The organism is Bradyrhizobium sp. UFLA03-84 (assembly GCF_002289535.1).
Classification (GTDB): Bacteria; Pseudomonadota; Alphaproteobacteria; order Rhizobiales; family Xanthobacteraceae; genus Bradyrhizobium; species Bradyrhizobium viridifuturi.
On record NZ_NSJY01000006.1, the window covers coordinates 1 to 26,034 of the forward strand.

Here is a 26,034-nt window from a genome sequence, read left to right on the forward strand (position 1 = left end):
CCGCCATCCACCTCCGCCCACCTACCTTCCCCTACCTTCCCCTACCTTCCCCTCCCCACCTTACCTTCCCGCCCTTTACGTCACAGACATTGGGAAGCTCAAGAATGGCGTCGCTATTTCCGGCATGGCCTAGGCCGGCGCGGTGCAACTTCCCCTCATCGATTGGCTGCGCGAACACAACATAGCGATCCCACGGCTGAATTCGCGAGAGCCACAATCTGCGTGAGGAACGATGGCTGCCCCGAAGATCAACAATCCTCGTTCGTGGAACGGAAACTCCCTCTTCGGCGACTGGGCGGTTACATTGAAGCTAGATGGCGTTCGTGCGATCTGGCAGGGCGAGCGTGGCTGGATGAGCAGAGCGAACAAGCCCCTGCATAACCTTCCTCCTTGGCGAGAGGGCCAACCAAGAGATTGCGAGGTCTTCGTCAGTAATTTCCGAGACACGATCCGAGCCACCCGGACCAAGTGTGTCAAACAAGACACGCCCTCCATAACGCGACAGCACCTCTACGGCCTCGCCCCTTTCGATCCACGCCTTCATTGCGGCAGTCTGAGCAATCCCACTCCCGGGGCCATCCGCGCCCAGTTGAAATGCGCCAACGAACTTGGTTATGAGGGGATCGTCCTTCGCCAGGGCGACGACTGGATCAAAATCAAGCCTTACGAAACCCATGACGTCCTCATCACCGGATTCTCAGAAGGCACGGGCAAGCACCGGGGCCGGCTAGGCTTCGTCACAACGGCCAGGGGTGCCGTGGGCGCGGGCTTTACGGACAGCGAGCGCGAAGTCTTGTGGGCTGAAGCCAATGCCGGGCGACTGATCGGCCAGGTCATCGAGGTCACCTGCATGCAGCTGACAGACCATGGCAACTTCCGGCATCCGGTCTTCGTCCGTATGCGCCCGGACAAGTCGATCAATAATACTGCTTGATCCCGTGAAGGTCCGTCCCCGCGACCGTTCGCTATGACCATTGCGTAAAAAATCAGGGCACGCACTACTGACAGGTCCGTATATTTTTTGCGCCCACTGCCACCTACTCTCACACCACCCCTCACCACCCGCCATTCACCCTCACCTATCGCCCATCTACCGCACACCCCCCACGCTCAGCCCGCCCTCTCCAGGCCAGTTTTAGGATTAGTCCAGGGAGAGGACGGCGCGGACTGGACCGCCCCTCGACTGCCGCCTGCAGCGTTCGCTGCTCTAACCGGTCGAACCGAAGCCATCCATACCCACGGCCCGTACCCGCGGCGGCCGGGCACCAACGCCTCTGATGCTCTTCCCGTCGATTATCTGCACGGATGGCCGAACCGCTTTCTCCCGTCGCCGTTAGCCGGTACGCGACCGGAGAACATTGCAACATGCGCGTGCTCAAGCGCCATCAGCAGTACGCCTGACATGTTGGTAAAGCGCAACTACGAGGCTGCTTTGTCGGCCTAGCCCGCCGGTGTGTGCCTACGCATTCCCCTCGGCGGACCGAAATATTGTAAACACTGGAACGAACCCGAGTTGGGCTTAGTGCGAATCTCCCTAGAGCAGCGATTAGGGGTACCGGCACGTGAAGGGCTTTGGAAACGTGACGTAGCCTGATGACTCGCAAGGTGCGAAGCTCAAAGAGCCCCGAAAGGGGCTCTTTCCTTACGTGCCCCTACGGAAGCAATTAGCGCTTGTTCAACTTTCGTATCACCTCGGCCGGGTCAAATTCCAAGATGCGGCCTAACTCTATGAGCTCGACTACATCGATCCGTCGCTGACCGGACTCCAGGTGCGTAATCCAGCTCTGATAGACGCCGAGCTTCTCGGCGAGGTCCACTTGGCGCAGACCAGCATCCTTCCTGAACTCGACCAGCATGGCTGCGAGTTTCTTCTGAATCGGTGACGTGACGGTCTTTGGCATCCAGCCTCCCGGAGGGGGCTAGAGACATAAACCGACTTTTCAGATACCGATAAAATCGGTATTCAAAAGAGCACAATTAGTCGACACTTTGGCTGAATCTCACACGTCCGAGCTTACATTCTGAGGAAGCAAATGAACAACCTGATGAAGCGATGGTGGCCGTTGTGCCTATTGACCGGAGGCGGCGTGCTCCTCTGGCTTCTTGGCCACGGCACGCAGGATCGGGTCGCGGTCGTCTTCATGGCTCTCTTGATCACGGCAGTCGGCGGCTACCTCATCTTGGCCGAGCGCCAGAAGCGTAACTGAGGCCTGTGGAAATCCACCGATATCGCACCAAGAGCTGCCAACGATGACCGATACCGCTGAACCGTCTATTCATCAGTCTCACCCGAGCAATGACCGAGGCTACGCTTTTGCCGTCTACGCCCTCTACGCACTTGGCTTCTTTACCGTCATCACCACTCTCATTGGCCTGATCATCGCTCATGTGAAGGCGGCCAGCGCGAGTGGCGTCTGGCTCAGTCACTTCCAATTCCAGATCCGCACGTTCTGGATTGGGTTCCTTTATTTCGTCGTGGGCTTCGCCCTCCTTTACTTCTACATCGGATTCCTCATCGTGCTGTGGTGGACGATTTGGACCCTGGTTCGCATCATCAAAGGGGCTATCCTGCTGCACGACCGGCGCCCGATCCCCGAGCCGAGATCCTGGCTCTTCGGTTAGGCCTATGAGCTCCCTCGGGCAGCGCCATTTATCGTACCTGGCAGCGAGGTGCCGACATTTCCCGCGCGCACCTCCGCAAACCGCATCGAACGGCCGAAAGAATGCCGACCTGGACGATAGCTGCATTTACCCACCGTGGCCGCGTACGTCCGCACAACGAGGACACCGTCGGCATCGGCAACCGTATCCTGACCGGTGACATGGACTCACCGTTGGTCATCACGGCACAGACCGGTTGCGCTCTCCTGATGATCGCGGACGGCATGGGTGGTCACGCGCAGGGCGCGATGGCTAGTCGAGCAGTCCTCGATTATCTGGTCGCAGCTGCTGATCGGCTTTCAGACCCTGCTTACTGCGCCGAGGTGATCGAGGAAGCCAATCAGCATCTCTTTGGGCTCATGCACGAGCATGAGGAAGCGCTCGGCATGGGCTCGACCATCGTGGGCGCCGTTTTGGGGGCCGACCAACTGGTCACATTCAATGTAGGCGACAGCCGTTGCTATCTCTTTAGCTCTGGGCAACTATTGCAGCTCAGCCAGGACGATGTGCCAGGAGCCAAGCGCAACCAATTTGGCGCCCACCGGTCCCATGCCCTCACGCAGGCGCTGGGCGGTTCCCCACTCCCCGCAATGATCGACCCTCACGTTTCTGCCGACGCGCCGCTTGCAACCGGTGAAGCGTTACTTCTTTGCAGCGATGGACTGACGGACATGGTGCCCGATTACGTCATCCGCGACATACTGAGCAGAGCTACCAGTCCAACCATGGCGATCCGCTACCTGGTCCCCCGGGTCCTTCGGGCCGGCGGCCGCGACAACATCTCACTTGTTATCGCGCGCCTAGCTGAACGATCGGATACCACGGATTTTTCGCGCGACGGCCCAGGAAGCGTGGCCCGATAAAGGAAGCTTAATGGGCCTTCCTTCCCGCACGCCTCTTTGGCACGATAATCAGCGCTGGTCGCCACTATCACCGCTTCTCGAAGCGATACCGTACCGAGCCGCTCCGTACGATCCGAAACCTGTTCCTAGTGTCGGCGCTGACTGGGTTACTCAACGGCAGAACACGCCAGCGGGAGGGGTCGAATACGAACGGCACATACAAGATCCTGAATCGTCGCTTGCGTTCAAGGCTGGCACTGCCTGCGATCTCGAGCTCACGGGCGCTCAATTCGAATTCGCCACCTTCGTCGAGCGCCGACTTCACCTCATAGAGATACTCGTGTCTGGCGGTTTCAATGCGGAAGTCATAGCCAAGGCTATCGTCTCCCTCGCTGCCGGTACAAAAGGATGCCCGGTTCGAGGATACCCAACAATCGTCGGTCATTTCCTTAGGGTGACGCCGGCGAAGATATTCACGGGCAAGCCATTCGCTAGCGACCCCCATCGCCTGGCGAACAGACTCTGGAGGTTGGTTGCGCCAAGCTTGGCCTTTCCCACCGCTTAGACCCGGGTGCCGGCGCTCTCCCCCGGATTGCTCCTGGACGACCAGCCGCGGTGGCCGGCTTCGATTGAACCAATCGGAACCTTGGACGAGCGCAGCTTCGGCGAGCTGCTCGAACAGAGCGGCGAAGCTATCTCCACCGGTGTCGAGCGGCTGGTCGCCAAACTTGATCGTGCGCTTCTCGACGTCCGCCTTGCGACGCGCCTCGTGTATCTCGCGCTCTTCGTGCTGGAGATCGGTCTCGGTCAGCTCAAGACCTTCAATCGCGTCGGTTTGTGGCATCTCAGGTGGCCACGCCTCGACCATTGCCAGTAGACCGGGAAGAGATTCCCGACTGGCCGCTTCAAAGTCGACAAGCCCCTTGTCATAGAGGGCGCGTACGACCGGCTGGGGGTCCGCCGTGTCCATCAGCGGGGGCCGAACAACCCCCTTCTTTCGACACCAGGCGCGTATTAGGCTCGCGAGCCGCGCATGGTTCGACGCGATGAGTTTTCGATTAGCTGCGACGACAGTTTCGAAATCAGGCAACGTGATCGATGGGTCGTCCGGACCGAGGTGGGCCTCAGCTTCGGTAGCAGCGATTCCAGCGACAAAATCTCGGTCAATCGTTTCATACTCGATCGGCCATGCTGAGTCGAACGCGACAAACTCAAGCTTCCGGAGCGCGACATAATCCCCGAGGTCCTTGCCCTCGCGCCAATTTCCGGCAAACCTCCGGCGGACGCGATCAACTAGCGAGGGCGTAAGCTCAGCCATGAACACGCCGAACAGACGACGAAAGTCCGCCTCGCTGTTGAGGGGTGGATAGCCTAACTCGGCAAGGGTTCGGCCGTAAGCCTGGAAGTCGAAGCCCATTCGCCGGCGTATCAGGGCTTGGTCGTCGGTGATGTCGATCGCTGCAAGGGCTTCGCTTGCGGTTTCCGCTCCCAGTTCGGTGATCAACCAGTCGCGTAACTTCAGCGCTGGGCCGAGCCTCTCGTACCGCTGCGTTAGGCTATCGGCAGTGCTCCTCCCTCGTATAAAGCAGACGATCGGCAGCACTGCGCGTACCCGTCGCTCGACGCCTCCGCGAGTTGCAGCGAAATGGTCCCGGACAACGCTGACGTCACGACGTATTGCGCGCGCGAGCATATCCTCGCTCGGCGCCACGGAGGCATCCGAGTAACCCTCCCGTGCCAGGCGTCCTAACATGGGCTCCAAAGTGTTTCTGCGCGAGCCCACTAGCTTGGTGATCGCTGGTGCAGCCTCAAGTAAGAGATCGACGCTGATCGGCTCGTCGCCGGTGACCAACAACGTGGGAAACCGGGCGTGCGGGACCGCCTGGACGCGATCGTCGTCATGAGCTGTTATTTCCTGGTCGTCGATCAGAAGCGCGAACCGCTCGCATCGCCTAAGCCGTATTTGTCGTAGGCGGTGGTCAAGCTCGTCGGTCCGCAAGGTGCGGAGCTCTAGTGCATCGCCGAGATATTCGTGGGCAAGGATTGCAACATCGCTCAGCCACGTGAGGCTTCCAGCAGCGAAGTGAGGATCAGTCGGGTTAGGTTGGTACGTTTGTCCGTCTACTTGCAGCTGGACGTCTCCTGAATCGGCGAGCCTTGGCGCAAAACCCCCGGTGGCTACCAGCAAGTCCCGGACGATCGCTCCGTCGGTCTCGCCCACGTCGAGGATGGCCTCACCGCGATCGGCAAGCGCACGCGCAGCGAAGCCCTGCCGCTCCGTGGTCACGTGAACAACAGGCGGCGCTTCGGGATCGGGCGAAAGCAATTCGAGCCCACCCGAGCGCTCGACGACGAGCACCAGTGACGTCCCGAGCGCCAGCCGCTGCTCGGTAACATCATTCCATGCGCGACGGAGTTGCTCTCGCATCTCACGCCGCTCCGCTGTTGACAAATCGGAGAGCGCAGTGGCGAGGGAAGCGAGGCGACCAGGGGCGGACTCAGCCGCAGCCCAGTCGCGAAGCCCGATTCGTTTGTCGAAGAGGATTGCGGGAAGCGTGGTGCGACTGCCGGGTTCCGCGGAGAATCGCGGGACAAAGCGGGGCGGCACCTGGCGCATCGCCGTCGTCGACCAACTCTGACTAGGCGTCTCGAAGCTGGCCTCATCGCGACGCACGCTCGCTGGCCAGCAACCCTCCCGAAGGAAAACCTGGAGCGCCGTTGGCAACTCGATGCTCTGATACCCACGCCAATGACTGATTCTGAAACTGAAATGCGCTGCACCATTCTCGCGAAGATACGCGACGATCAGGTCGGAAAGCGCCTCCTTTGCTGCGAGGGACAGCGACGAGTGCTCAAGCTGTCCTGGCAAGCGCCAGACCTCACCCTGGAGCTGATACTCGGTATATGGATGAGAGAGGCTCTCTTTCCGCGCATGCGCAGTCCAACGAGCATCGAGGCCCAGCTTCGGCAGGCCCCAAAATAAGAGACCGTTCCAAAAATTTGAAGGCGTTCCGGCTCGCTGAATCTCGCTGGCGATAGGCTGCAGCCCATCACGGACACCTAGCAAACCAAGAAAGCGCAACCAGTCCTCCCGCCGGTCGTCAGATCCGGTGCGCGGCCAATCAGCAAAACTGATGACTAGCTTGCTCTTTTGATCGTTAGCGTCCGGAGACTGTGGCGCCGCTTCGTGCAGATATTGTTCGAGGATTCGGCCAAGCGTGCTCCACGATGCCGATAAGATCGTATCGGGCGCGGCGAACCACCCCCCGAGACAAGGAACGAACAAGCCTGCGGTGCGAAGACTGTCCTCGACCGCCTTACCGCCTGCATTTCGCCAGACCCGATACGCCCAGATCAAAATTTCGCGCCGTTGGTTTTCGGTCGGCGAGCGACTAAGGGTCCCCTCAAGGCCGCTGAGCACCTCCAGCGGATCGTAACGCCTTAGCAAACCCGCCTTTTCGAAGGCACGCAAACTAGCCTCGGAAATCTCGATCGATTGCTTTAAGAAGCGGAACTTCCGGAAAAGTGAGGAAGGCGGGTTGGGCGGTCCCTCGCTGCGTCTCCCGCGCTCTTTGCCAATGCGATGGAACACCGGTGGCACTCCATCGAGGCCCCCCGCGGTGGCGCGGAGCAACTTGTCGTTATTGTCCGGAAATAGCTTCTTGCCCTCAAGAGCCGAGAGCTGAAGTGAGGCGGCCGTGTAGATCGCGACGACGTCGTCATAAAAGTCGCGCCATCTGCGCGGAGAATGCCGAGCTTTCGAGGCTAGATGCGCAGCGACTGCTTCACTCCACTGCGCGAGTATGTCCGCATTCGGTGCAAGTGGCACCGACACAGCGGCGGCGAGAGCACGGACGCGCATGGTCCGCCCCTCGCCGATTGTGGGAGACAGAATCGTCGCACTAGCGACACTGGCGAGTTTGGCCGGCGTTAGCTGATGCGTGCGGACGTCAGGCCATGCATAGAGTTCATTGAAGCTGACCCAGCGCGCTGGGCCACCCGGTACCACCGGCCAGATTCCGGCATCTGCCAAGGGGCGCTCGAGAGCAGCAAAAGCCTCTATGATCTTCGACGTATGGGGGGCTGACCACGTAGCAAGATCGATCACGGCGTTCTGCGGTAATCTTAGATCACCATCGACGATCGATAGCGCAGCTTGCGCGGCAGTCTTCGCCGCCGCCTCCAACAGATAATTATTGAGCGGCAGATCCGGCTTTATCGAACGTCGGTCGATGTCCGCGAAGAAGGGGGCGTCGATATGCCCCGCCATCGGCGACACGGCGCGATCGTCCATTGGCAGGAAATTGAACAGCCGTGGCGAGGTCAGTATGGGGGAGTCGAGCGGGACGGCGACCGACACCACGGCGTCCCCCTTCCAGGAAAGCCAACGCTTCAGCGGGGGAGCGGCAGCGATGCTGGCGCGAACCGCGTCGTGGACCGCTGGCTTGGGTAGAACTTGCCGGACAACGAGGAAAGAGTTTGTCCGGTCGAGTGTCACGCACTCCATTTGGAAGCCTTGAGGAAGCGTGGCCTCGATCGGTGCGACCTTGCGCGTCAGTCGTCTGCGTATGCGCGGCTGCCCGGTTAACAGGACGGAAGCTTCCAGGGACGACAACCGGTCGAGGAAAAGCAAGACGGGCGCCGGAGAGTCGAGGACGGCGGCCACCTGCTTGCGGGCCAACTCGACCGCCTGAGTCGTGGCGAGCGGAAGGACAACCACCGTGGCGTACCCTTCCTTAGCAAGCTGGCGCACCTCTTTGGACTGCTCTCGAGCAGTAACGGGGATGAGATAACGCGATACATTTGAAGCAACTTCAGCCGCTATTTCTGTAGATGCACCAAGGTGAGTCAGTCGATCCTCAATTTCATTGGCCGTGGCAAAGCGGAAGCAATAGCCGTCGAACCCATCTACCCTCGCGCGCGGACCGGCCGAGAAAATGTGGACATCATCTGTCAACGCCTCAACGCTGCGGAAGCCTAGTCCCTTGTTGCCAATACCCTCACCAATCTCTTTGTCGCTCGTTCCAATGTTGCGAATCGCCTCCAGATTCGAGGCTGTGAATGGACGACCCTTGTTCGCGACGAGAAGCTCGCCGCGGTCGGGACCATCGATGACAAGACGGATCGCAATCTCGCCCTCCTCGTCGAAGCGGTGCGCGTCGTGCGCATTCTGTAGAAGCTCGAAGAGAACACGGTCACCATACTGGGTGCCGATCACGTCGTTAAGGTTCTTCAAACTCTCGTACGTCTTGAGCTTACGACGGTGCGCGTCGAGCGCATGCTCCAGTAGCGAGCCCGTCAAGGCGTCTATCGTGTCGGCCGTGGTTGACGACGCGGGAAAGGCCACCAGCTGCCCCGCCAACTCTTCCGCTGATTCTTCCAAGTCATCCATATTTTTACATCACATCCAAACTCTCGAACCGTCGCTGAACGCTAATGGCCGCTGGCAGATAAGCGAACGAAGTAGATGCCAATCCGGCCGAAGCGCTTTCCACATCGGTCCTCAGCCGCTTATCCTGCCACCCAGTTCGGCGCTAGATACTGTCAGTCGCACCAAGTGATCTTGCCTGATCGCACCCAAAAATGCGACTTACATCCTTCGCGCAACCAGACGGATGGATGCAACGATACATGGCCACGAGAATCGACGGAAACGTCCCACCGCGGCTTCACGCCCCTTAGCAACATCATTTCCAAACGCTTGCCGCAGCCGCATGGGCACCGCATGCCGACCGACCAGTCGTCGCCATCGTCGCGAGCCATGACAAGAGCCAAAAAAGGCAGCTTTTCCGGCAGCATGTCGCCATCAACGATCTTAAGCCTCCGGCGTGGCGTAAGGGCGGCGACGAGCCGACGCCACCAAAGCGGCTTCGTTGTCATGCGACCCTCCGTTGCACCGCCAGCGACGGCAGCCCGAGGAGAGGCTCGGCCGTGCCATCCGACATCGGAAAGCAAGGCCGATTTCTGAACTCGCTTTCCGCAAAAACGTCCTCATCGCCTTCGGCGAGCATGAAGATGGTACGAGCCCGCGTCTCGTTCGCGAACTCGCGGAAAGGAAAAAGCCGCGCGATCAATTCGATTACACAGGCCGAGGCCGCGCGCATGTTAAGTGTGATAACCCCCGGCGCCTCCTCCGCCATCCCCCGCAAATACCCTTCCGCTACCTTCCTTGCGAGCGCGTGGGGCGCCATCCGCGCGAGATACTCCGCTTCGAGAAGCGCCGCGTCGTAGACGCCGCGATCCATCAGGCTTGAGCCGCCCGGATAGACGTAATCCACCCTCCCGTAGACTTCGGCAATGCGGCGTCCGCCGCCTGGCAGCGGCTCGGTCGGAATCGCAACGCCGACATCGAACAGAGGCATCGCGAAGTAGGCGCTGAGCCGGTCGGCGATATGGCGGCCCTCTGCGGAGTCGACGCTGGAAAAGAGTATATCGGCCTCGCTCGCCGCCAATACGGCTTCGCGCGTAGCGACGGAACCCGACACGCTGATCACTTCGCCATCGGAGCGGTAGCGGCGGATGGCGTCGGCAAACATCTCGACCTTTAGTGCGCCGATGTCGGCGAGCGTTGCGTTCAAGATGCGGTTGAGGTTGCGCTCCTCGATCTCGTCAAAATCGATGAGAATGATCTCGCCGACGCCGAGGCGGGCGAGCTGCTCGGCAACAATCGAGCCGGTCCCCGACACGCCGATCACGCAGACGCTGAGACGACTGAGCGACGCGCGCATTTCGCCCGTGAAGGCCATTGCCGGCTTCAACGGGCCTGAGCCAGTCGCCCCGTCATTCCACCATGTTTCGATGTCGGCTCCGGCTTTCATCACGAGGTCGACGGGCGTCGCGCGATCGTCTTCATAGATGCGCGCCCGTATCGCCCCGCTCGCGATCATGATCGCCGAACCAGGACAGCGGCCGGTGCCGTGACGGATCGCGTCCATCAAGACACGATCGCTTTCGTCGTCGGCGCTCGAGAAGGCAAAGAGCCCGTCCGGATGCGAGTGGACGGCGATCACGGCGTCACCGCGCGCTGACGCGCGGTCGATCGCCGCCTCCACATAGTCGCCTGGCCAGGTGATAAAATCGCACCAGCGCGTACACTCTGCATGAGGGACGCAAATGACTTCGCGTCCCAGCCATTTCGAGCGGCGCTTGCCGGTCACCGTGCAAAGCAACAGCGCGGCGGCTTCGAGCCCGTCGCCCGGAAAAAGATGCGCCCGAAGTTCGTCTGCCAGCTTCTGAGGCAGCACCAAGGTGTGACGCCGCTTCATTGGCCGACCTCGCGGTGCAGCGACTCGTCCACGAGAGCGAGATGCGTCGCGACCGTGTCGCGGGCGGGGTCCCATTGGCGGTGGCGCGACCACCTCTGAAACGGCAAGCCGATGACCGTCTCGATCTGCTGCGTCTGCGGGATCGCCGCGCCCGAGGGAAGCGCGAGCGGCGGATGGCAGTAGAACATGTCGAGCTGAGCGCCGGGGTAGCTGACCGGCACCTCGATGCCGATCGTCGCCGCCGCGGCCTGATACCCTCGTGGCAGCAGATAGTTCCTGATGATCAGCCAGCGGCGGCCGGCATCGACCAGCGTCTCCCAGTCGAAGCCGAGCCGGTCGAGGAGCGCCTCGTCCTGCGGCAGCATCGCGAAATCAATGCGACGTTGCGCGCACATCTCTCCGTTGTTGATCTGCCGTGGGGTCAGTCGGAGTTTTTCAATGCCCTTGTGGCGCAAGTCGATAACAAAGGCGAGATCCACCTCCCGCTTTGGCTCGCCCGCCACCTTGAGCACGATGATCCAAGGCGTATCGGGATTGAATCCCGCTTGCTGGATCGCCTCCCGGACGACAATCTCAGGCTTCCGCGACTCGATGATGACGCCTTGGACATTCAGTTTCCATACCTCGTGATCGGGTTGATGATGCTTGTGGCCGCCGTGACGATCGCCATTGCCTCCCTCCCGGTGGTGGCGATTCGGCTCTTCGCCTTCTCCGTGCGGATGGGGATGGTTCTCTTGGCTCATTTTATTCTCCGTAACTAGCTGTTTTAACGTTGCTTTTCGATCGAAGTGACCGCGAGCCTGTACTTTGCTACCGTGCTGCGTCAGATTTGGACGTACACGCAATGCGCTACGACAAGACACGGAACATCCTGGAATTGGCGCGCGCGCTGGCGAGCAGCGCCGAGGGCCTGACGTTGGACGAGATGTGCCAAGTGACAGGATGCGAGCGCCGCACTGTTGAGCGCATGCGGGACACCATCCGCACGGTGTTTCCGCAGATGGAAGAAATCGCCGATCACCCGAAGAAGCGCTTCCATATTCCCAAGGGGCTCGATGGGTTTTTTCAGGACCCGACGACCGAAGAACTCAGCGATCTCGGCGTCGTCGTCGCCGAGCTGCGCGAGTCTGGAGCGACCGCGCGCGCGGAGTCGCTTGCCAGCCTCGAAAAGAAAATCCGCGCCGCCATGCGGCATGGGCGCCGGAGGGCTACCGAGACCGACGTTGAAGCTTTGCTGCGTGCCGAGCGGATTGCGGTACAGGCGGGACCGCGGCCGGCGGAAGACCCGGCGGTCCTGATGCTGCTTCGCCGCGCACTGCTTGAGATGAAGCTTTTACGCTTCATCTATCACGGCGGTTCAAAGCCGGGCACTTCGCGGAATGTGGTGCCTTTCGGCATTATCTTTGGCCGCATGAACTATCTGATCGGTGCGGACGCGGGCACGACCAAGCCGAAGCACTACCGGCTCGACCGGATCGAAGAGCTTGAATGCCTCGACGAGGCGGCCGCGCCTCCGGAGGACTTCGACCTCGCGGCCTTCGCCAATACTTCCTTCGCTTATTATGAGGGTGAGCAGGAGAACGTGGTCTTGCATGTGCTGCCGAGCGGCATGGACGATTTCAAGAACCACCGGTTTCATTCAAGCCAGACCGTCGAAGAGCATTCCGAAGGCGGTATCATCGTGCGCTTCCGCGCAAGCGGCATGCTGGAGCTGGCATGGCACCTCTTTACCTGGGGCAACAAGATCGAGATCGTCGAGCCGGTCTCCTTGCGCCAGCAGATCACCACCGAAATGCGCGCCGCCCTGGCGCATCACGAAGAACCTTTGCGTTTCACTTACGTCCTCGATTCGAAAAAGGCGTCCTAGCCGGAGCCCTACGTCCATTTTTGTCGCACCCCATTTCTATTCTCCCGCACCATGCATCCGCTTTCCGCCTCACGCCTCATTGATTACCTCGGCTGCCCTCACCAGGCCGCGCTCTGGCTTGCCGGCGTCAAGCCCGCCGAAGACGCGGATGCGACCCTGCAACTCATCCGTGATAAGGGGTTCGAACATGAGGCCGTGGTGCTGGCGCGGCTCGAAGAGCGCTTCGGTGCCGCCGAACGTATTCCTTCGGGTGGCGGTCTCACCGACCGGACCCGGCTGACGCGAGAAGCAATAGCGCGCGGTGCGAAGCTCATCTACCAAGGCGCGCTGACGAAGGAAGCCTGGGTCGGGTATCCTGACTTTCTCTTGCAGAACGGAGACCCGGGCACGTTCGAGCCCGAGGACGCCAAGCTCTCCCGGTCAGCTAAAGGCGAATATCTGCTGCAACTCGGGATCTATGCCGAGTTGCTGGAGCACATGTTCGGGATTCCCGTGCGGGGTGGCGTGATCCACGTCGCCGCCGGCGAACCAGTGCCCTTCGATCTGCGGCGCACGCGATTTATTCTCCGGCGGCTCATGCGCAGCTTTGAGCGGTTCGTTGCCGAAGAAAAGCACGTCACCAAGCCGCATCCCTGTGCCGCTTGCGCGCAATGCGACCACAAGGCGCGCTGCGAGTCCGAATGGCGCGAGGCCGACAGCCCGTTCTTCGTGGCCGGCGTAAGCGGCGCGCAAGTCACCAAGCTCGCAGCGTCGGGCGTGGCGACGCTCGCGCAGTTGGCGGCGCTCCCGGCGAGCGCCAAGGTCGACGGCATGGGCGCGGAGACGCTGGCGAAACTGTCGGCGCAGGCGCGCCTTCAGGGTGCCGCCCGAGCGAGCGGCCAACATGGCTTCGAGCTATTGCCCTACGCGCGCGGGCGCGGCTTTGCGATGCTTCCGGCGCCCGATGACGGCGATCTCTACTTTGACATGGAAGGCGATCCTCTCGCGGGCGAAGGGCTCGAATATCTCTTCGGCGTGTATGGCCGCTTGTGCGGCGAACGCGATCTGACCTTCAGCCCGATCTGGGCGCACAATCCCGCCGAGGAAAAGCTGGCGTTTGAAACTCTGATGCGCCTCCTCACTGAACAGGTCGGGCGCCATCCCAACGCGCACATCTATCACTACGCCGCTTACGAGACGACCGCCCTCAAGCGCCTCGCCATGCGATACGCCACGATGGAAGCGGAGCTGGACCAGCTTTTGCGCGAACGCCGTTTCGTTGATCTTTACCGGGTCGTGGTGCAGGCGTTACGCGCGTCGACCGAAAGCTACTCGATCAAGGACCTGGAGGCACTTTACTGGCGCGAGCGCAGCGGCGAGGTGCAGACGGCGTCCGACAGCATTGTCGAATACGAGCGGTGGTGTCTCACCAAGGACAACGCCATTCTCGATTCGATTGCCTCCTACAACAAGGATGACTGCGTTTCGACCGCGCATCTGCACGCGTGGCTTGAGAAACTGCGTCCGGCTGGCGTAAATCTTGAGATTGTCGACGATACGGCCGCCGGGAAGCGCGAGCAGTCGGCCGAGCGCGCCCAGCGCGAAGCCCGCAAGCAGGCTCTTGCGGCGGCGGTGCGAGCATCTCCGCACGGCGATGAGCGCGTGCGCGACCTTGTCGCCGAACTGTTGTGGTTTCACCAGCGATCGCAGAAACCCGGATGGTGGGCGCTGTTCGAGCGGCAAACTTGGTCAGAAGACGAACTGGTCGACGATGCCGAAAGCCTCGGTGGTCTTCAGCTTGACGTCTCCACGGCGCCGGTGCCGGTCAAGCGCTCGTTCGACACGACGTATTTCTTTTCGCCACAGGACACAAAGCTCAAGGTTGGGGACAAACCAAAGATCGCCGAAACGATTGGCAACGCTGGGACGATTGTTGAGATCTCTGCCGAAGAAGGACGCGTCGTGCTTCGGCGAGGCGCGAAAGCGCCAGCCATGCCGAACCGCTTCAGTCTGGTTCCTGCGCCGATTGATTTGCAAGGCGTCCCGGACGCGGTGTTGGCGTTTACCGATCGCTTCGCCCGCGGTGTGATCCAGAACGATCAAGCACTGCTCGACATTTTGACGCGCCGTCCGCCACGCCTGAGAGGTCGTACAGCTGCATCGCCGGTCCGCGCCGCGGACGAGCCTTTGACCGAGGCTGTGATCCGCGCTGTCACCGACCTCGACCATAGCTATCTGTTTATTCAAGGACCACCCGGAACAGGTAAGACCTATACGGCGGCGCAAGCGATCGTCGCGCTGCTCCGCGCCGGCAAGCGCATCGGCGTGTCGTCGAACTCGCACAAGGCGATCAACAAGCTGCTTGCCGAGGTGGACAAGCGCGCCGCCGAGACGGGATTTCGTTTCCGTGGCGCCAAGAAAGGCAACGACGACAAGCCCGAGACCGAACACACCAGCGCCAATATTGTCACGGTCTTTAACTCGGAGGATGTCACCCCGCAGCACCGTCTCGTCGGTGGGACGGTGTTTCACTTCTGCCGTGACGATCAGCGTGGAACCTACGATTATTTGTTCATCGATGAGGCAGGACAGGTGTCCCTGGGCAATCTCGTCGCCATGGGAGCCGCAGCCGCCAACATCGTGCTGGTCGGCGATCAGATGCAGCTTCCGCAGCCCGTCCAGGGCGTGCATCCCGGCGAGACCGGCCTGTCAAGTCTTGAGTACCTTTTGGAGGGTCGGGCGACCGTAGCGGACGACCGCGGCATCTTGTTGAATGAGAGCCGCCGCCTGCATCCGGCGCTTTGCGAGTTTATTTCCGACGCGATCTACGACGGACGGCTTGGGGCACACCCCTCGACCAAGACCCGCTATCTTCGACTGCGGTCCGGCGCGCATAGCGCACTTCGCTCGGCCGGCCTCTCCTTCGTTCCCGTCGCGCATGACGGCTGCACGCAATCCAGCCGGCCCGAGGCGGAAGCGGTCGCCGCATTGGTTAGCGACTTGCAGACTCACGAAATCGTCCGGGACGGCAAGGCATCGCCTTTGACGCTTGCGGATATCCTGATCGTGGCACCCTATAACCTGCAAGTGAATCTCTTGAAGCAGCTCCTGCCGCCGGACGCGCAAGTCGGCACCGTCGACAAGTTTCAGGGGCAGGAGGCCGCGGTCGTCATCGTCTCGATGACCACATCGAAGGGCGTCGAAGCGCCGCGTGGCACCGAATTCTTGTTCAACCCGAATCGCTTTAACGTGGCTGTGAGCCGCGCGCAATGTCTAGCCCTCGTGGTTCACGGCGCCGAGCTTCTTGAAGGCGCGTGGACAAAAATCGACGACCTTCGCCGCCTAAATCTGTTCGCCCATGCCGAGTCCATCGCGCTGAGCTCATTCGTCGAGTAGAGCAACATGTTGAGAGCACCTTTCAGTTCCGAATTCGATCCCTCCGAGGAAGCTGAAGGCAGCATTGATCCGCTCGGATTGAACCCGGGCTACGAGCGCCTGGCGGATCGGCTATTGCCCGCGGTCACCGTGCGAATGGGTAATCCGCGTTTTGTTACGGCAATGGCGATTGGCGCTCGCGTTTGCGACGAATGGGACCGGGACGCCATTGCCACTGACGGGGTTACGCCTCCTTGGCTTGTATGGGAATGGTTTGTCGTCGAAGCCTTTGTCCGAACCGAGAATTCGCCCTCCGAAACCCTCGGCATGCCCGGAATCCAAAAAGTGCGACGCGCCCTTCGACATCAACGGCCTGTATGCGCTACCGCCTATCTCAAGACGCCCACCGCGTTCGGCTTCTCCGGCGTGTTTCGGCGGCTTGCCCACGGAATCGGCATCATCACCGACGATGGCGCGCTCGATGACGACGGCTACGAATTGGTTTCCGCGTGGGCTAAGGACCAGGGACTCGATGGCTTCCTTGATGCGGCGGTTGGCAATGGCCCTGCGTTTCGCGATCGGCTCCGACGCGCAGTCGCTCAAGGCATGGAAAAGGGTCATACCACCTACCAGCCAGGAGATTTTTGGCGCGATCTCGCCACCCGACTTGATCCGCGAACGCCGGGTCGACGCGAAAAAGCGGTCCTGATCGAACGCATTTTGTCCCGCGCTGGTGACGTCGAAATGGTCGCGCGATTGAAAGACGCGCTGATCGGGCAAGGCGGCGTCAGCGGGCGCGATCAGGAGGCACCCTTTCTTCGCAAACTAACTCGCAAAGCGCCCGCCGATCTTGAGCAATTGCTCACGGCGATTGATGCGTATGAGACGTTCGGGCGCGCAATCACCGATGCGTTCGATGCTCTGCGCTATTGCGCGTCAAGTCATGGCGGCGCACCAGTGGATGCCCAGACCTTCTCAGCTTCGAAGACCGTTGGGTCGTCGCTAGCGCTCCTCAAGACAGGCCTTGGCCGCGTCCGCGCGCACTCGGCACTCCTCGAATGGGAGCGCGACGAAAAGGGCATTGCGCAAGCCGTCGATCGGTTCGAGGACGTGCAAACAGCGAACGATCTCTTCGAGGCGCTCCTCCATCATCATGAGCAGGTTCAGCGCGAGAAACCGCCGAACGGAAAGCGCGCCTGGTTCGAACGCGGCCCGCGCGGACGGGTCGTCCTTCGCTCTGGCTACACATTGCGTGAACCACCCACCGGCAAAGCCGGCTATGTGCACGAATATCGCGTTCCCACCTTCTCACGATTTCTCTCCGACCTCGGTGCACTGCGATGAACGCGCGGCGGCTATCGGCTTCCGAACAAACGCGCGCGCGCCTGCTCGATTGGTGGGGCGGCGAGGAGGCCTTTGGCCGTCCCATTGGTTGCGTGACAACCAGTTTTACGTTCGACGCCGAACTCTTCGAGGAGCAGTGCCTTGCGCGGTTCCTGTCGATTCAGAGCAATCCCAACGAAACGGCGAAAGCCTATCTTATCGAACGCGAGGAAAAGCTGTCGCAATCTTTCGCCTGCGTGCTGGTCGATAGCGCACACGCTGCTCCCGACCGAAGCCTACGTTGGCACATGTTGCCCGTCACCCTGCCGGGGGGCGGCGTGTTGCACGCAAAAGTGACGCTGCTAGTTTGGGAGCACTTCATCCGGATTTTGGTCGGCTCCGCCAATCTCACCGAACCAGCCTATCGTCGCAATCAAGAGATCATGGCCCCCCTCGAATTCGGGCCCGACGGCAACCCAGGACCGGAGCTGCTGACCGAATGTGTCGCGTTCCTCAATCGCGTGCGCAGCTTTGCTCCCGGCTTTGACCGGTCCGACGTCGGTCCGCAGGCCGCATTGGCCGGATTTCTGACAGAGGTCCAACGACGCGCGCGCGCTCTTCCGCCGGCCGATCGCGATGAAGCCGAATGTGTCCTCATTGGTCTCGTTCCGGGAGGCGATACGGTCGTTGAGCAACTCAACGCTCGATGGATCGGACCACGGCCGGATAGGGCCTGGGTCCTTAGTCCGTTCTTTGACGAGGACCTACGTGCCGGAGCGACAGCGGCAGAATTCGCGACGCTTCTGACGACGCGCGGCGAACGCTGGCTACATTTTGCCGCGCCGGGAAGAACTCTGCCGGACGGAACCGTGCAGATCGACGCCCCGGCTGCGCTGACGGCGCCATCGCATTCATCGCTTCACCACGCGTTCTCGTATGTCGAGCAGCGCCCCGAGATAGACGGCAAAGAGCAGGATCGACCGCTTCACGCGAAGTCCGTCTGGTTGGAACGCGACGAGCGCGCGCTGTACATGCTCGGATCGAGCAACTTCACCGCGGCAGGGCTCGGGCTGCATCCGCGCCATAACATCGAACTTAACCTCGCCTACATCATCCGTGATCGCGGATCGCGCTTCGGCAAGCTCTGCGCGCAGTCTTGGCCGGAACAGAATGAACTCGACGACATCGACGACATCCAGTTTCTCGGCGGATTACCCGACTCGGCGGACAGCTCGGACACCCCGCCACTACCGGTCGCGTTCGGTCTCGCCCTCTTTTGCCTAGACGACCACGGGGGACGGCTGGAATTGGAGATTAGCGCCGATGCACCGCCTATCTTTGCGGTCGAGTCCAAAGAGCAAGGAGGGCTGCTGGACAGCCAAAGCTGGATCAGCAGCGGCAGTCCCAGCACGGTCACTATCTCATGGGACTCGAAACGACTGCCCGCTTCGCTGGATGTTCGCTGGCAGGATGCCGAAGGGCGTGACTGCAGCGCGCCATGGGTCGTAAATGTTGCCGATATGTCGGCTTTGCCGCCTCCCGATGAGCTTGGCAGCCTTTCGCTCGCGGAGCTGATCGAGATCCTGACGTCCGCTCGGCCGCTGCATGAAGTCGTACCTCGCCTCCTTCAGCGCCGGGACACCCAAAAGCCGTCGGGCGCGACGATCGAAATCGATCCGCATAAGAAAGTCGATACGAGCCAGTTTCTCCTGCGCCGTATGCGGCGCGTTGCGCAGGCGCTTGAGGGCATGCGTGAACGCCTGCAGCAACCCGTCAGTTCGCTCGAAGCGCTCCGCTGGCGCTTGCGCGGACCGATCGGCCCTGTCGCCTTGGCGAAGCGCCTCTCCGACGAAGACCCCGAAGGCGCTGCATTCATGATTGCTGAAGTTGCCGCGACCTTGCGGAGCGTCGCATGGCGACCGCTAGGGGCGCTCCGGCCCGCCGCAATCCGCTCCGAGGTCGCAACGATCATGCAGTCGCTGCACGAGCTCGCTTGCCAAGCTCCGGCGGCCCCCGGGCTTCGGAACTACGTCACGTCCTCTTTTGAGGAGCTTCTCTCGTGACCTGGCCCGTCGATACCGCCGATCTCGGAGCGCGCCTCGATCTGAGGAACGATCGGGTCAGTGATTCGGACGCGCTTCGCCAGCATCGAACTATTGTAGAGATACTGCGGCGGCTCGGTCATCAGCCTGGCATCGTACTCGCCGACGAAGTGGGGATGGGCAAGACGTTCGTTGCGCTCGGCGTCGCCATGATCGCGGCCCTTGCCGACCGCGGGAAACGGCCGGTCGTTATCATGGTCCCATCATCCCTTCATGAAAAATGGCCGCGTGATTTTGCCGTGTTCAAGGAGCGCGTGATCAAACGTGCCGGGGACACGTCACTTCGCGCAGAACCTGTTGCATCGGCTCTAGATTTTTTCCGGCTCATCGATAGCGAGGCGAAAAGCCGCCCTCGGATTATCTTTCTCAAGCACGGGGCGTTCCATGTGCAGAACATCGACCAGTGGGTTCGCCTCGCGCTGATCAAGCGCGCGATCAGCGGCATGCACCTTGGCGAAAAGCGCAGTGCTCTGCCTCGATTTGCTGCCGGGTTGTTGCGAACCAAATCTTCCTACAACGACCCCGAACTTTTCGCCAAGCTCCTGCGCATTCCGAACCGGGACTGGCGGCACGTCATCAACGACCACTACAAGGACCGTCAGCTCACCGAAACCCCCGTTCCCGAAGCCATTCAGAAGGTGCTCGACTCGAGCGACATCGACGTCGCTGGTTTACGTGATTGCCTGCGTGATCTTCCAGCGCGGGAGTCGGTATCCATTGACGAGCGCCTGGAACGCGCGCGCCATGCGATCAATGATGCTCTCCGGACGATGTGGCCGTCGACGCTTGCGAAGGTGCGGTTTCGCTCACCACTCCTCATTTTGGACGAAGCCCATCATCTGAAAAATCCGGCGACCCGCCTGGCGTCCCTCTTTGTGACCGATGACGCGCGGGAGGACGCCGGCACGATCACCGGGGCTCTGGAGGGTTCGTTCGAGCGGATGATGTTCTTAACGGCCACGCCATTTCAACTTGGGCACCATGAATTACTTAACGTCATTGGCCGCTTTCGAGGCGTTGCCTGGAAGACGCTGTCCCAAGGCACGAAGCAGGAGTTTGAAACCGAACTAGCGTCCCTTGGCACTACCCTTGACCGGGCGCAGCACCGCGCCGCCGAACTCGACAAGCGATGGTCCTCTCTCCGTCCAGAGGACGTCGCCGGCCCGAACGACGGCGAGCCATCAGTGGAGGATTGGTGGCGGGACACAGCGTCTAATCCCTCAACCCGACCGGAACGCATTCAGATCGTCATGAGGGCCTTCGAGCAGGCCCGAAACGCCATGAAGGAGGCCGAAGCACCTTTGCGCAAGTGGGTGATCAGGCATGTCCGCGACCCGGTGCTCCCGAACACCAGCGTGCCACGACGTTCCCGGCAGGTTGGCCGCGCCATCTCTCTGTCGCCCGACGGCTCCGGAGGACTGCCCGTCGGCGACGAGGCCCTGCTGCCGTTCCTTCTGGCCGCGCGTGCACAGGCCATCGTCGTCCGCGAGGGCTTGCGAGCTGGGCGAGCCACGTTCGCCGAAGGCCTCGCGTCAAGCTACGAAGCTTTTCTGGAGACGCGTCGCGGCGAACCGGTCCACGAGGACGAGGAGGAGGCAGCAAAGACGTTTGCCTCCGACAAGTTTGTGAGCCGCTACGTCGAGAAGCTCGCCGCTGCGCTTCCTGATGAAGCGGCTTACGCGCAACATCCGAAGATTGCTCCACTGGTTACGCGCGTTCTCGATCTCTGGCGGCACCGTGAGAAGGTGGTAGTCTTTTGCCATTACCGCGAGACCGGTCGCGCTATCGTCAGGCATCTCTCCGCGGCAATGGAAAAGCAGCTTTGGAGCGATGCCGCGCAGAAGTTTGAGCTCAAATATGCGGATGTTCGGAAGGCTGTCATCGATTTTGGCGCCCGCTTCGACACGGACGGCGGTATGCGCCAGCCTTTGGATGATGAACTAACCCGACGGCTTGCGCTTTATGCTGAATTGAACGACGAGGAACGTGAGCAGGTTCATGACGTCGTCCGCCGCTTCGTTCGAACGCCTCTATTCGTCGCCCGCTACTTCGATATTCGCGCCCGCTCCGGCAAAGAGACGTTGCAGGTGGCCTTCGACACACGCGACCTATCGGGTGTCGCGCTCGGGGAAAAGATCGACGGCTTTTTGAAATTTATTGCTCGACGTTGCTCGCCCCGGGAGCGTCACGACTATCTCGACGCCCTAGTTCGGATGCAGCCGGGAATCCGGGGAGAGACCCAACGCGATATAGACGACGATCTCAGCCAGATGAAGTCCATCAACGTGATGCCGAACATTCGGCTCGCGAACGGACTTGTAAAGCAGGAAACACGTCAACGGCTGATGCTCGCTTTCAACACCCCGTTCTTTCCAGAAGTCCTCGTCGCCTCAAGTGTTCTCGCCGAGGGTGTCGATCTCCACCTGAGCTGCCGCCATGTGATCCATCATGATTTGAGTTGGAACCCTAGCACGCTTGAGCAACGAACCGGCCGGGTCGATCGGATTGGCGCCATTGCCGAGACTGTCGCCAAGCCTATTGAGGTCTTTCTTCCCTACGTCGGTGGCACGCAGGACGAAAAGCAATTTCGCGTCGTCATGGATCGGGAGCGCTGGTTCCAAGTATTGATGGGGGCCGACTACCGAACCGATGAATCTTTCACAGAGAAGGCTGCCGAGCGAATTCCCCTGCCCATGGCTGCTGCGAAGGCACTCGCGTTCGACTTGTCTGTCAGATCCGCTTGCGATGGCCCGAAGCACGAAGAGTCGCCAACTGGCGCAAAACAGGCAACTTAGTGGTTTTACGCCTAAGCCGTCGAAGTTATCCGCTGCATCATCTTGCCAACTAGCAGGTTTCGCGCCTCCATGGCCGGTTTGTCGACTGCCCATAGCAGGCGCATCACGTGCGACGGCGTATTTGAAACAATGAAGCTGCTCAGTGTAACCGACGGATCGCCGAGTCGCCGCTCGATATCCTTGATTGTCTGGAAGAATTGAATCTTTGGATCGTTGAAGCCGATATTCCTAATGCCCTTCGGATCAACAAAGGCGACGAATTGCCGTCCACCCGAGATCAGCCAAAGGATGAAGTCGGGATGAAAATTTCCCGCCTCGAAGAACCCGACACCCCGCCCCTTGCTCATGTTGACTTAGCGGCGATACGGCTGCGGAGCCGTCTTGACCGCACGAGCCCTCGGTTACTAAAGCTCTTCCCGCCCTTGAGCGAATGGATGGAGCGCTCCTACTACCTAGCAGGCGTGACCGGCAGTTCCGCAGGCTGCTCGACTTTGTCCGCTCAGCTCAATAGCTGCTAGCCGCCGATCATTATCGCGACATAAGGGGACGAAGCAAATTGCTGGCGCTGGTCACGGCTTGATTCAATCGACGCAAGGCGTCCCGCCGTTCGCACTAGCGGAACGCCCTCGAGCACTACTCGCTTAGGCAGCAACGGGAAGAACGATGCCGCCTGCTTCCTCGATTGCCTCACGAAGTATCACATAGAGCCTAGTTAGAAATTCACGCGCATCCTGGCTCATCGCAGCACTAATATTGGGCGCCGCCGCTCCGTGAATGTCGTCAATTGTTTTTGCACGACGCGTAGCCGAGCCGGTCCCGCTATGATCATAGGCTACTCTCCACGTCGCAACTTGATCGTCTCTAAGACGACGCCTCGTGAGTTCATACAATCGGGCGAAGACAGCACGTCGGATGACATCCAAAGCCGCTTCACGTTCATCTTCGTCCTTCGGGAGCCGAGTCCAACCCGCCGGCCGATCAAGCCACTTCGATGCCTCCTCCTGCAGACGTGCGAGAAGATCAGCCACAGGGGTAAGGTTGTCATATTCATCTGCCCAGCCATTGGCCAGCCGTCTACTGAGCGCCTTGACACGCGTCCAATGCTCCTTCGCAACGGCATCGTGGTAGGCAAGTCCAAGCCGGGCCTTCCAGGGATCTCGGAATGCATCAATGGCATCATGCATGGCGATCTCCAGTCCCTTGAACTCGTATTGAGGGGCGATCTCAACGGGCTCCGCTGGTGCGGCCGCTCGTTGCATGACTTCGATCAAGCGGCCTAGCTCTCGCTGGTATCCGACTGGAATCTTCACGGTCGGCCGGTCAAGTCCGCCGAGAAAGACCGATTGATGTTCGATCTGCCTGTCCAGCGCTCCAGCCACGCCAGCCCCCACGATGTCTCGCAGACTTGCAATCGCGTTTGCGACCGAAGCCGCGACGTGCTCACGTTTCTGCTCGAACGACCCGAGGTTGGCTCCTTTCACTTGGTCGAAGTGGGTGAAGGCAATTGCCAGCTTGTCGGCAAAACCCGCACTGCCGACTGCCCTCAGGAGTGCCAGAGGCGCGGCCTGCATCGGTTGCTGAGCATTGTCGACCAACAAGATCATGTCGACCGAATCAAATCTCTGACTGATTCTGGTCGAGACGGATGAAGCAGTAGTTGCTGTATGGCCAAGCCCCTGGCCGTCGAGCAGCACCAATTTGTCAGCTTTGTTCAGTTCCGCGGCGCTCGGATATAGAGGTCCCTGGACACGTATTCCATCGACAAGGGGAGTGAGCAGGCGTCCGAATTGCTTATGATGATTGCTGGAGAACCAACGAACATGGGAAAGAAAGTCGCCCCGCTCTTGGTTTTCGTAAGACCAAAGGATCGGCCAGCCGCTTGCCGCCCGATCAAGTGCACCAGCACTGAGTGTAGAAAATCGATCTGAGATCTCGTCCATGACATCGAGAGCAATTTCCGAGAACTCCTTCCGAGTGAAGGCCTCATTCCCGAAAAGCTCGAGCCAAGCAGCGCGGTCGTCCGCTGTCTTTTGATCTTGGAGTGGATCCACAACCTCTGTCACTCCCTTCTCTACGTCCGCGGCGAGTGCTTTGATCCTTCCAAGGTACTCCCGAAGCCGAGCGGAATTCCGGGATCGCTCCTCCGGCCCCACCATCTCACCAACGTCGATCTCGGCCTCCAACTCCCCCTCATCTTCGAACGCGAATTCCGATTCGTCCGTCTCCGAGCGCTCGGTCCACGAACCCAATACGTAAGACAGCCGGAAGCGCTGTTCGCGATGCTGCAAGAACGCACCCATGATTTTCGCGTCTGAATGGGTTTGCACGGCTTCGAGGCAGGCTTCTTCAAGGCACTCCTCGATATGCGCCCTCACCTCGTGTTCGGGCATGAAAGTTACTGCAGCCCGAAACGACCCAGGTGCCGTGATGATCTCAATGTCAGCCGTTGTGGTCTTGGCTGTCGATGTGGACGGGAATCGATCTTCAATCGGATCCGATCCGATCACATGCCGAAGAAGCGTGGTTTTTCCTGCTCCGGTCGTACCAAGAAACAGGATGTGGCTATAGCCATCCTCCCGACTCGGTAATGGAATGACCTGGGTGCGGCGCCCCTGCGAGTCCACAGAGCCCGCTTCAATGCCGTCGAAGAACGTCGAGACGACGACCGGGCTGAACTTCCGTTCCGCTTCGGCCCGCCGATCGCCGCTCCACCAGCTTTCGTCCTCAAGCAACTCGTTGAGTTGCGCGACAAGGCGATCAGCTTCGCCATCGTCCGCGGTGCCGAGGCCACGGCGAATCTTCAGTCCACGCTGGCCGCGGCTGTCGGTTCGCATGGGGTGCCGAAAAGTGACGCTCCAGCCAGGTCGGTTGGAACGGGTCTTGGAAGCGCGGGGGGAAGCAATCATGTTGTTCTCCGTTGTTCTGCGCTTAGTTTTCACGGTTTGGGCTGGCTGTCAAGAGGTTTGCCACAACAGAGAACAACGTGGTCTACCCGCCGCTTCCTGCCGGAGAGACCCTGCTCCTGTGCAGCAATGGCCTCACCGAGGTCATCGGCAGCACCTTGAGAACGGCCAACGACGCTCTTCGGGTCACACGTAGGCTTGCTGCTAAGGCTTTGAGCGAAGGCGCGAGACAACATTTCCCTGTTGGTGGCACGCTGCTCAGACCCCCGAGCGGATCGCAACAAGGCCGAAATTCTAACCCACCTGAGCCTTCAACTTCGAAACGAGAAGTTGACGTACATCTAGGACCCTACTCCGCCGTGGGCATCGCCTTAGCAGTCCTATTCAATATTGGCCGAGGCTGAAGCCGGAATGCGCCGCGCATGGCGCGCGGCCTTTTTGCTTCTGGACGGCGGCCCACCTACGACTATCGAAACCGAAAGTCTTTCGACCTGACTTGTTCTATGTCCGGCGCACGCGCCGGATATCGGCTGCTAAGGTTTCCGCTCTTAAGTTGGTCCGCGCTTTCGACTGAAGTTCGCATTCCCATACCACGAAAACGCGCCATCCTTGGGCTTGCAACTCATCTTGGACCCGTCCATCACGCGCGACGTTTCGGTCAAACTTGTCCGTCCAGAACTGCGAGTTGCTCTTCGGCGAAGAGGCAACCTTGCAGCCCTTGTGTCGATGCCAGAAGCAACCGTGAACAAATACGACTGTACGATGCTTTGGAAAAACCAAGTCGGGCTTCCCAGGAAGGCCCCTCTTGTGAAGCACGTAGCGAAGGCCCAGACGGTGAAGCGCCCTCCGGAGAGTGACCTCCGGCAAGGTATCGTTGGATCGGATTCGCGCCATTCTAGCGGAGCGCTCCGCGGGCGAGAGG

General features: G+C 60.5%; 17 protein-coding genes. 9 read left to right on the forward strand and 8 right to left on the reverse strand.

Annotation, left to right across the window (positions count from 1 at the left end; genetic code table 11):
• The first annotated feature begins 232 nt into the window (after nucleotides 1-232).
• Nucleotides 233-934: an ATP-dependent DNA ligase gene (locus CK489_RS08180; protein WP_095731954.1), complete on the forward strand. Its 702-nt coding sequence runs from the start codon at nucleotides 233-235 to the stop codon at nucleotides 932-934.
• A gap of 730 nt (nucleotides 935-1,664) precedes the next feature.
• Here CK489_RS08180 and CK489_RS08185 read toward each other — a convergent pair.
• Nucleotides 1,665-1,901 carry a helix-turn-helix domain-containing protein gene (locus tag CK489_RS08185; RefSeq protein ID WP_095731955.1) on the reverse strand — a complete coding sequence of 79 codons (237 nt, stop codon included), beginning with the start codon at nucleotides 1,899-1,901 and terminating at the stop codon, nucleotides 1,665-1,667.
• A gap of 132 nt (nucleotides 1,902-2,033) precedes the next feature.
• Between CK489_RS08185 and CK489_RS41270 the strand changes: the two genes are divergently transcribed.
• The 3 genes from CK489_RS41270 (at nucleotide 2,034) to CK489_RS08195 (ending at nucleotide 3,524) form a co-directional block, all read left to right on the forward strand.
• Entirely contained in the window at nucleotides 2,034-2,207 is a 174-nt protein-coding gene (locus CK489_RS41270) for a hypothetical protein (protein ID WP_158226421.1), read from the forward strand.
• 43 nt (nucleotides 2,208-2,250) lie between these two features.
• The gene (locus CK489_RS08190; protein WP_095731956.1) at nucleotides 2,251-2,622 is read left to right on the forward strand and encodes a DUF4870 family protein; all 372 of its coding nucleotides are present in this window, start codon (nucleotides 2,251-2,253) and stop codon (nucleotides 2,620-2,622) included.
• A gap of 101 nt (nucleotides 2,623-2,723) precedes the next feature.
• Complete coding sequence (locus CK489_RS08195) at nucleotides 2,724-3,524, forward strand: PP2C family protein-serine/threonine phosphatase (RefSeq protein ID WP_095731957.1); 801 nt, start codon at nucleotides 2,724-2,726, stop codon at nucleotides 3,522-3,524.
• Nucleotides 3,525-3,591: 67 nt separating this feature from the next.
• Here the strand turns inward: CK489_RS08195 and CK489_RS08200 are convergent, their stop codons facing one another.
• The 4 genes from CK489_RS08200 to CK489_RS08215 form a co-directional block, all read right to left on the reverse strand.
• Nucleotides 3,592-8,895: a sacsin N-terminal ATP-binding-like domain-containing protein gene (locus tag CK489_RS08200; RefSeq protein ID WP_095731958.1), complete on the reverse strand. Its 5,304-nt coding sequence runs from the start codon at nucleotides 8,893-8,895 to the stop codon at nucleotides 3,592-3,594.
• Between the two features lie 152 nt (nucleotides 8,896-9,047).
• Nucleotides 9,048-9,383, reverse strand: coding sequence for a ubiquitination-like system serine protease family protein (locus CK489_RS08205; protein WP_095731959.1), 336 nt, complete (start codon nucleotides 9,381-9,383; stop codon nucleotides 9,048-9,050).
• Entirely contained in the window at nucleotides 9,380-10,768 is a 1,389-nt protein-coding gene (locus CK489_RS08210) for a ThiF family adenylyltransferase (RefSeq protein WP_095731960.1), read from the reverse strand. Before CK489_RS08210 ends, CK489_RS08205 begins: the two co-directional genes overlap by 4 nt.
• The gene (locus tag CK489_RS08215; RefSeq protein WP_095731961.1) at nucleotides 10,765-11,511 is read right to left on the reverse strand and encodes an E2/UBC family protein; all 747 of its coding nucleotides are present in this window, start codon (nucleotides 11,509-11,511) and stop codon (nucleotides 10,765-10,767) included. Before CK489_RS08215 ends, CK489_RS08210 begins: the two co-directional genes overlap by 4 nt.
• 101 nt (nucleotides 11,512-11,612) lie before the next feature.
• Between CK489_RS08215 and CK489_RS08220 the strand changes: the two genes are divergently transcribed.
• The 5 genes from CK489_RS08220 to CK489_RS08245 are packed head-to-tail and all read left to right on the forward strand — an operon-like array spanning nucleotide 11,613 to nucleotide 22,209.
• Nucleotides 11,613-12,635, forward strand: coding sequence for a helix-turn-helix transcriptional regulator (locus CK489_RS08220; RefSeq protein ID WP_095731962.1), 1,023 nt, complete (start codon nucleotides 11,613-11,615; stop codon nucleotides 12,633-12,635).
• Between the two features lie 51 nt (nucleotides 12,636-12,686).
• A complete protein-coding gene (locus tag CK489_RS08225; protein WP_095731963.1) occupies nucleotides 12,687-16,010 on the forward strand; it encodes a TM0106 family RecB-like putative nuclease in 3,324 nt (1,107 codons plus the stop codon).
• Between the two features lie 6 nt (nucleotides 16,011-16,016).
• Nucleotides 16,017-17,333, forward strand: coding sequence for a hypothetical protein (locus CK489_RS40655; RefSeq protein WP_143278110.1), 1,317 nt, complete (start codon nucleotides 16,017-16,019; stop codon nucleotides 17,331-17,333).
• Complete coding sequence (locus CK489_RS08240; RefSeq protein WP_095731966.1) at nucleotides 17,330-19,375, forward strand: phospholipase D-like domain-containing protein; 2,046 nt, start codon at nucleotides 17,330-17,332, stop codon at nucleotides 19,373-19,375. Before CK489_RS40655 ends, CK489_RS08240 begins: the two co-directional genes overlap by 4 nt.
• Nucleotides 19,372-22,209: a helicase-related protein gene (locus CK489_RS08245; RefSeq protein ID WP_198960871.1), complete on the forward strand. Its 2,838-nt coding sequence runs from the start codon at nucleotides 19,372-19,374 to the stop codon at nucleotides 22,207-22,209. Before CK489_RS08240 ends, CK489_RS08245 begins: the two co-directional genes overlap by 4 nt.
• 11 nt (nucleotides 22,210-22,220) lie before the next feature.
• On the opposite strand, the gene CK489_RS08250 is transcribed toward CK489_RS08245, so the two are convergent.
• From CK489_RS08250 to CK489_RS08260, 3 genes are all read right to left on the reverse strand, one after another.
• A complete protein-coding gene (locus tag CK489_RS08250) occupies nucleotides 22,221-22,556 on the reverse strand; it encodes a hypothetical protein (RefSeq protein WP_198960872.1) in 336 nt (111 codons plus the stop codon).
• Between the two features lie 294 nt (nucleotides 22,557-22,850).
• Nucleotides 22,851-25,115, reverse strand: a complete 2,265-nt coding sequence (locus tag CK489_RS08255) for a hypothetical protein (RefSeq protein ID WP_143278111.1) — start codon at nucleotides 25,113-25,115, stop codon at nucleotides 22,851-22,853.
• Between the two features lie 498 nt (nucleotides 25,116-25,613).
• Nucleotides 25,614-26,006, reverse strand: coding sequence for a very short patch repair endonuclease (locus CK489_RS08260; RefSeq protein WP_502694109.1), 393 nt, complete (start codon nucleotides 26,004-26,006; stop codon nucleotides 25,614-25,616).
• Nucleotides 26,007-26,034 lie beyond the last annotated feature (28 nt).

Coding starts and splice junctions, on each gene's coding strand:
- CK489_RS08180 (WP_095731954.1), top strand. CDS start 233: ATGGCTGCCCCGAAGATCAACAATCCTCGTTCGTGGAACGGAAACTCC.
- CK489_RS08185 (WP_095731955.1), bottom strand. CDS start 1,901: ATGCCAAAGACCGTCACGTCACCGATTCAGAAGAAACTCGCAGCCATG.
- CK489_RS41270 (WP_158226421.1), top strand. CDS start 2,034: ATGAACAACCTGATGAAGCGATGGTGGCCGTTGTGCCTATTGACCGGA.
- CK489_RS08190 (WP_095731956.1), top strand. CDS start 2,251: ATGACCGATACCGCTGAACCGTCTATTCATCAGTCTCACCCGAGCAAT.
- CK489_RS08195 (WP_095731957.1), top strand. CDS start 2,724: ATGCCGACCTGGACGATAGCTGCATTTACCCACCGTGGCCGCGTACGT.
- CK489_RS08200 (WP_095731958.1), bottom strand. CDS start 8,895: ATGGATGACTTGGAAGAATCAGCGGAAGAGTTGGCGGGGCAGCTGGTG.
- CK489_RS08205 (WP_095731959.1), bottom strand. CDS start 9,383: ATGACAACGAAGCCGCTTTGGTGGCGTCGGCTCGTCGCCGCCCTTACG.
- CK489_RS08210 (WP_095731960.1), bottom strand. CDS start 10,768: ATGAAGCGGCGTCACACCTTGGTGCTGCCTCAGAAGCTGGCAGACGAA.
- CK489_RS08215 (WP_095731961.1), bottom strand. CDS start 11,511: ATGAGCCAAGAGAACCATCCCCATCCGCACGGAGAAGGCGAAGAGCCG.
- CK489_RS08220 (WP_095731962.1), top strand. CDS start 11,613: ATGCGCTACGACAAGACACGGAACATCCTGGAATTGGCGCGCGCGCTG.
- CK489_RS08225 (WP_095731963.1), top strand. CDS start 12,687: ATGCATCCGCTTTCCGCCTCACGCCTCATTGATTACCTCGGCTGCCCT.
- CK489_RS40655 (WP_143278110.1), top strand. CDS start 16,017: ATGTTGAGAGCACCTTTCAGTTCCGAATTCGATCCCTCCGAGGAAGCT.
- CK489_RS08240 (WP_095731966.1), top strand. CDS start 17,330: ATGAACGCGCGGCGGCTATCGGCTTCCGAACAAACGCGCGCGCGCCTG.
- CK489_RS08250 (WP_198960872.1), bottom strand. CDS start 22,556: ATGAGCAAGGGGCGGGGTGTCGGGTTCTTCGAGGCGGGAAATTTTCAT.
- CK489_RS08255 (WP_143278111.1), bottom strand. CDS start 25,115: ATGATTGCTTCCCCCCGCGCTTCCAAGACCCGTTCCAACCGACCTGGC.
- CK489_RS08260 (WP_502694109.1), bottom strand. CDS start 26,006: ATGGCGCGAATCCGATCCAACGATACCTTGCCGGAGGTCACTCTCCGG.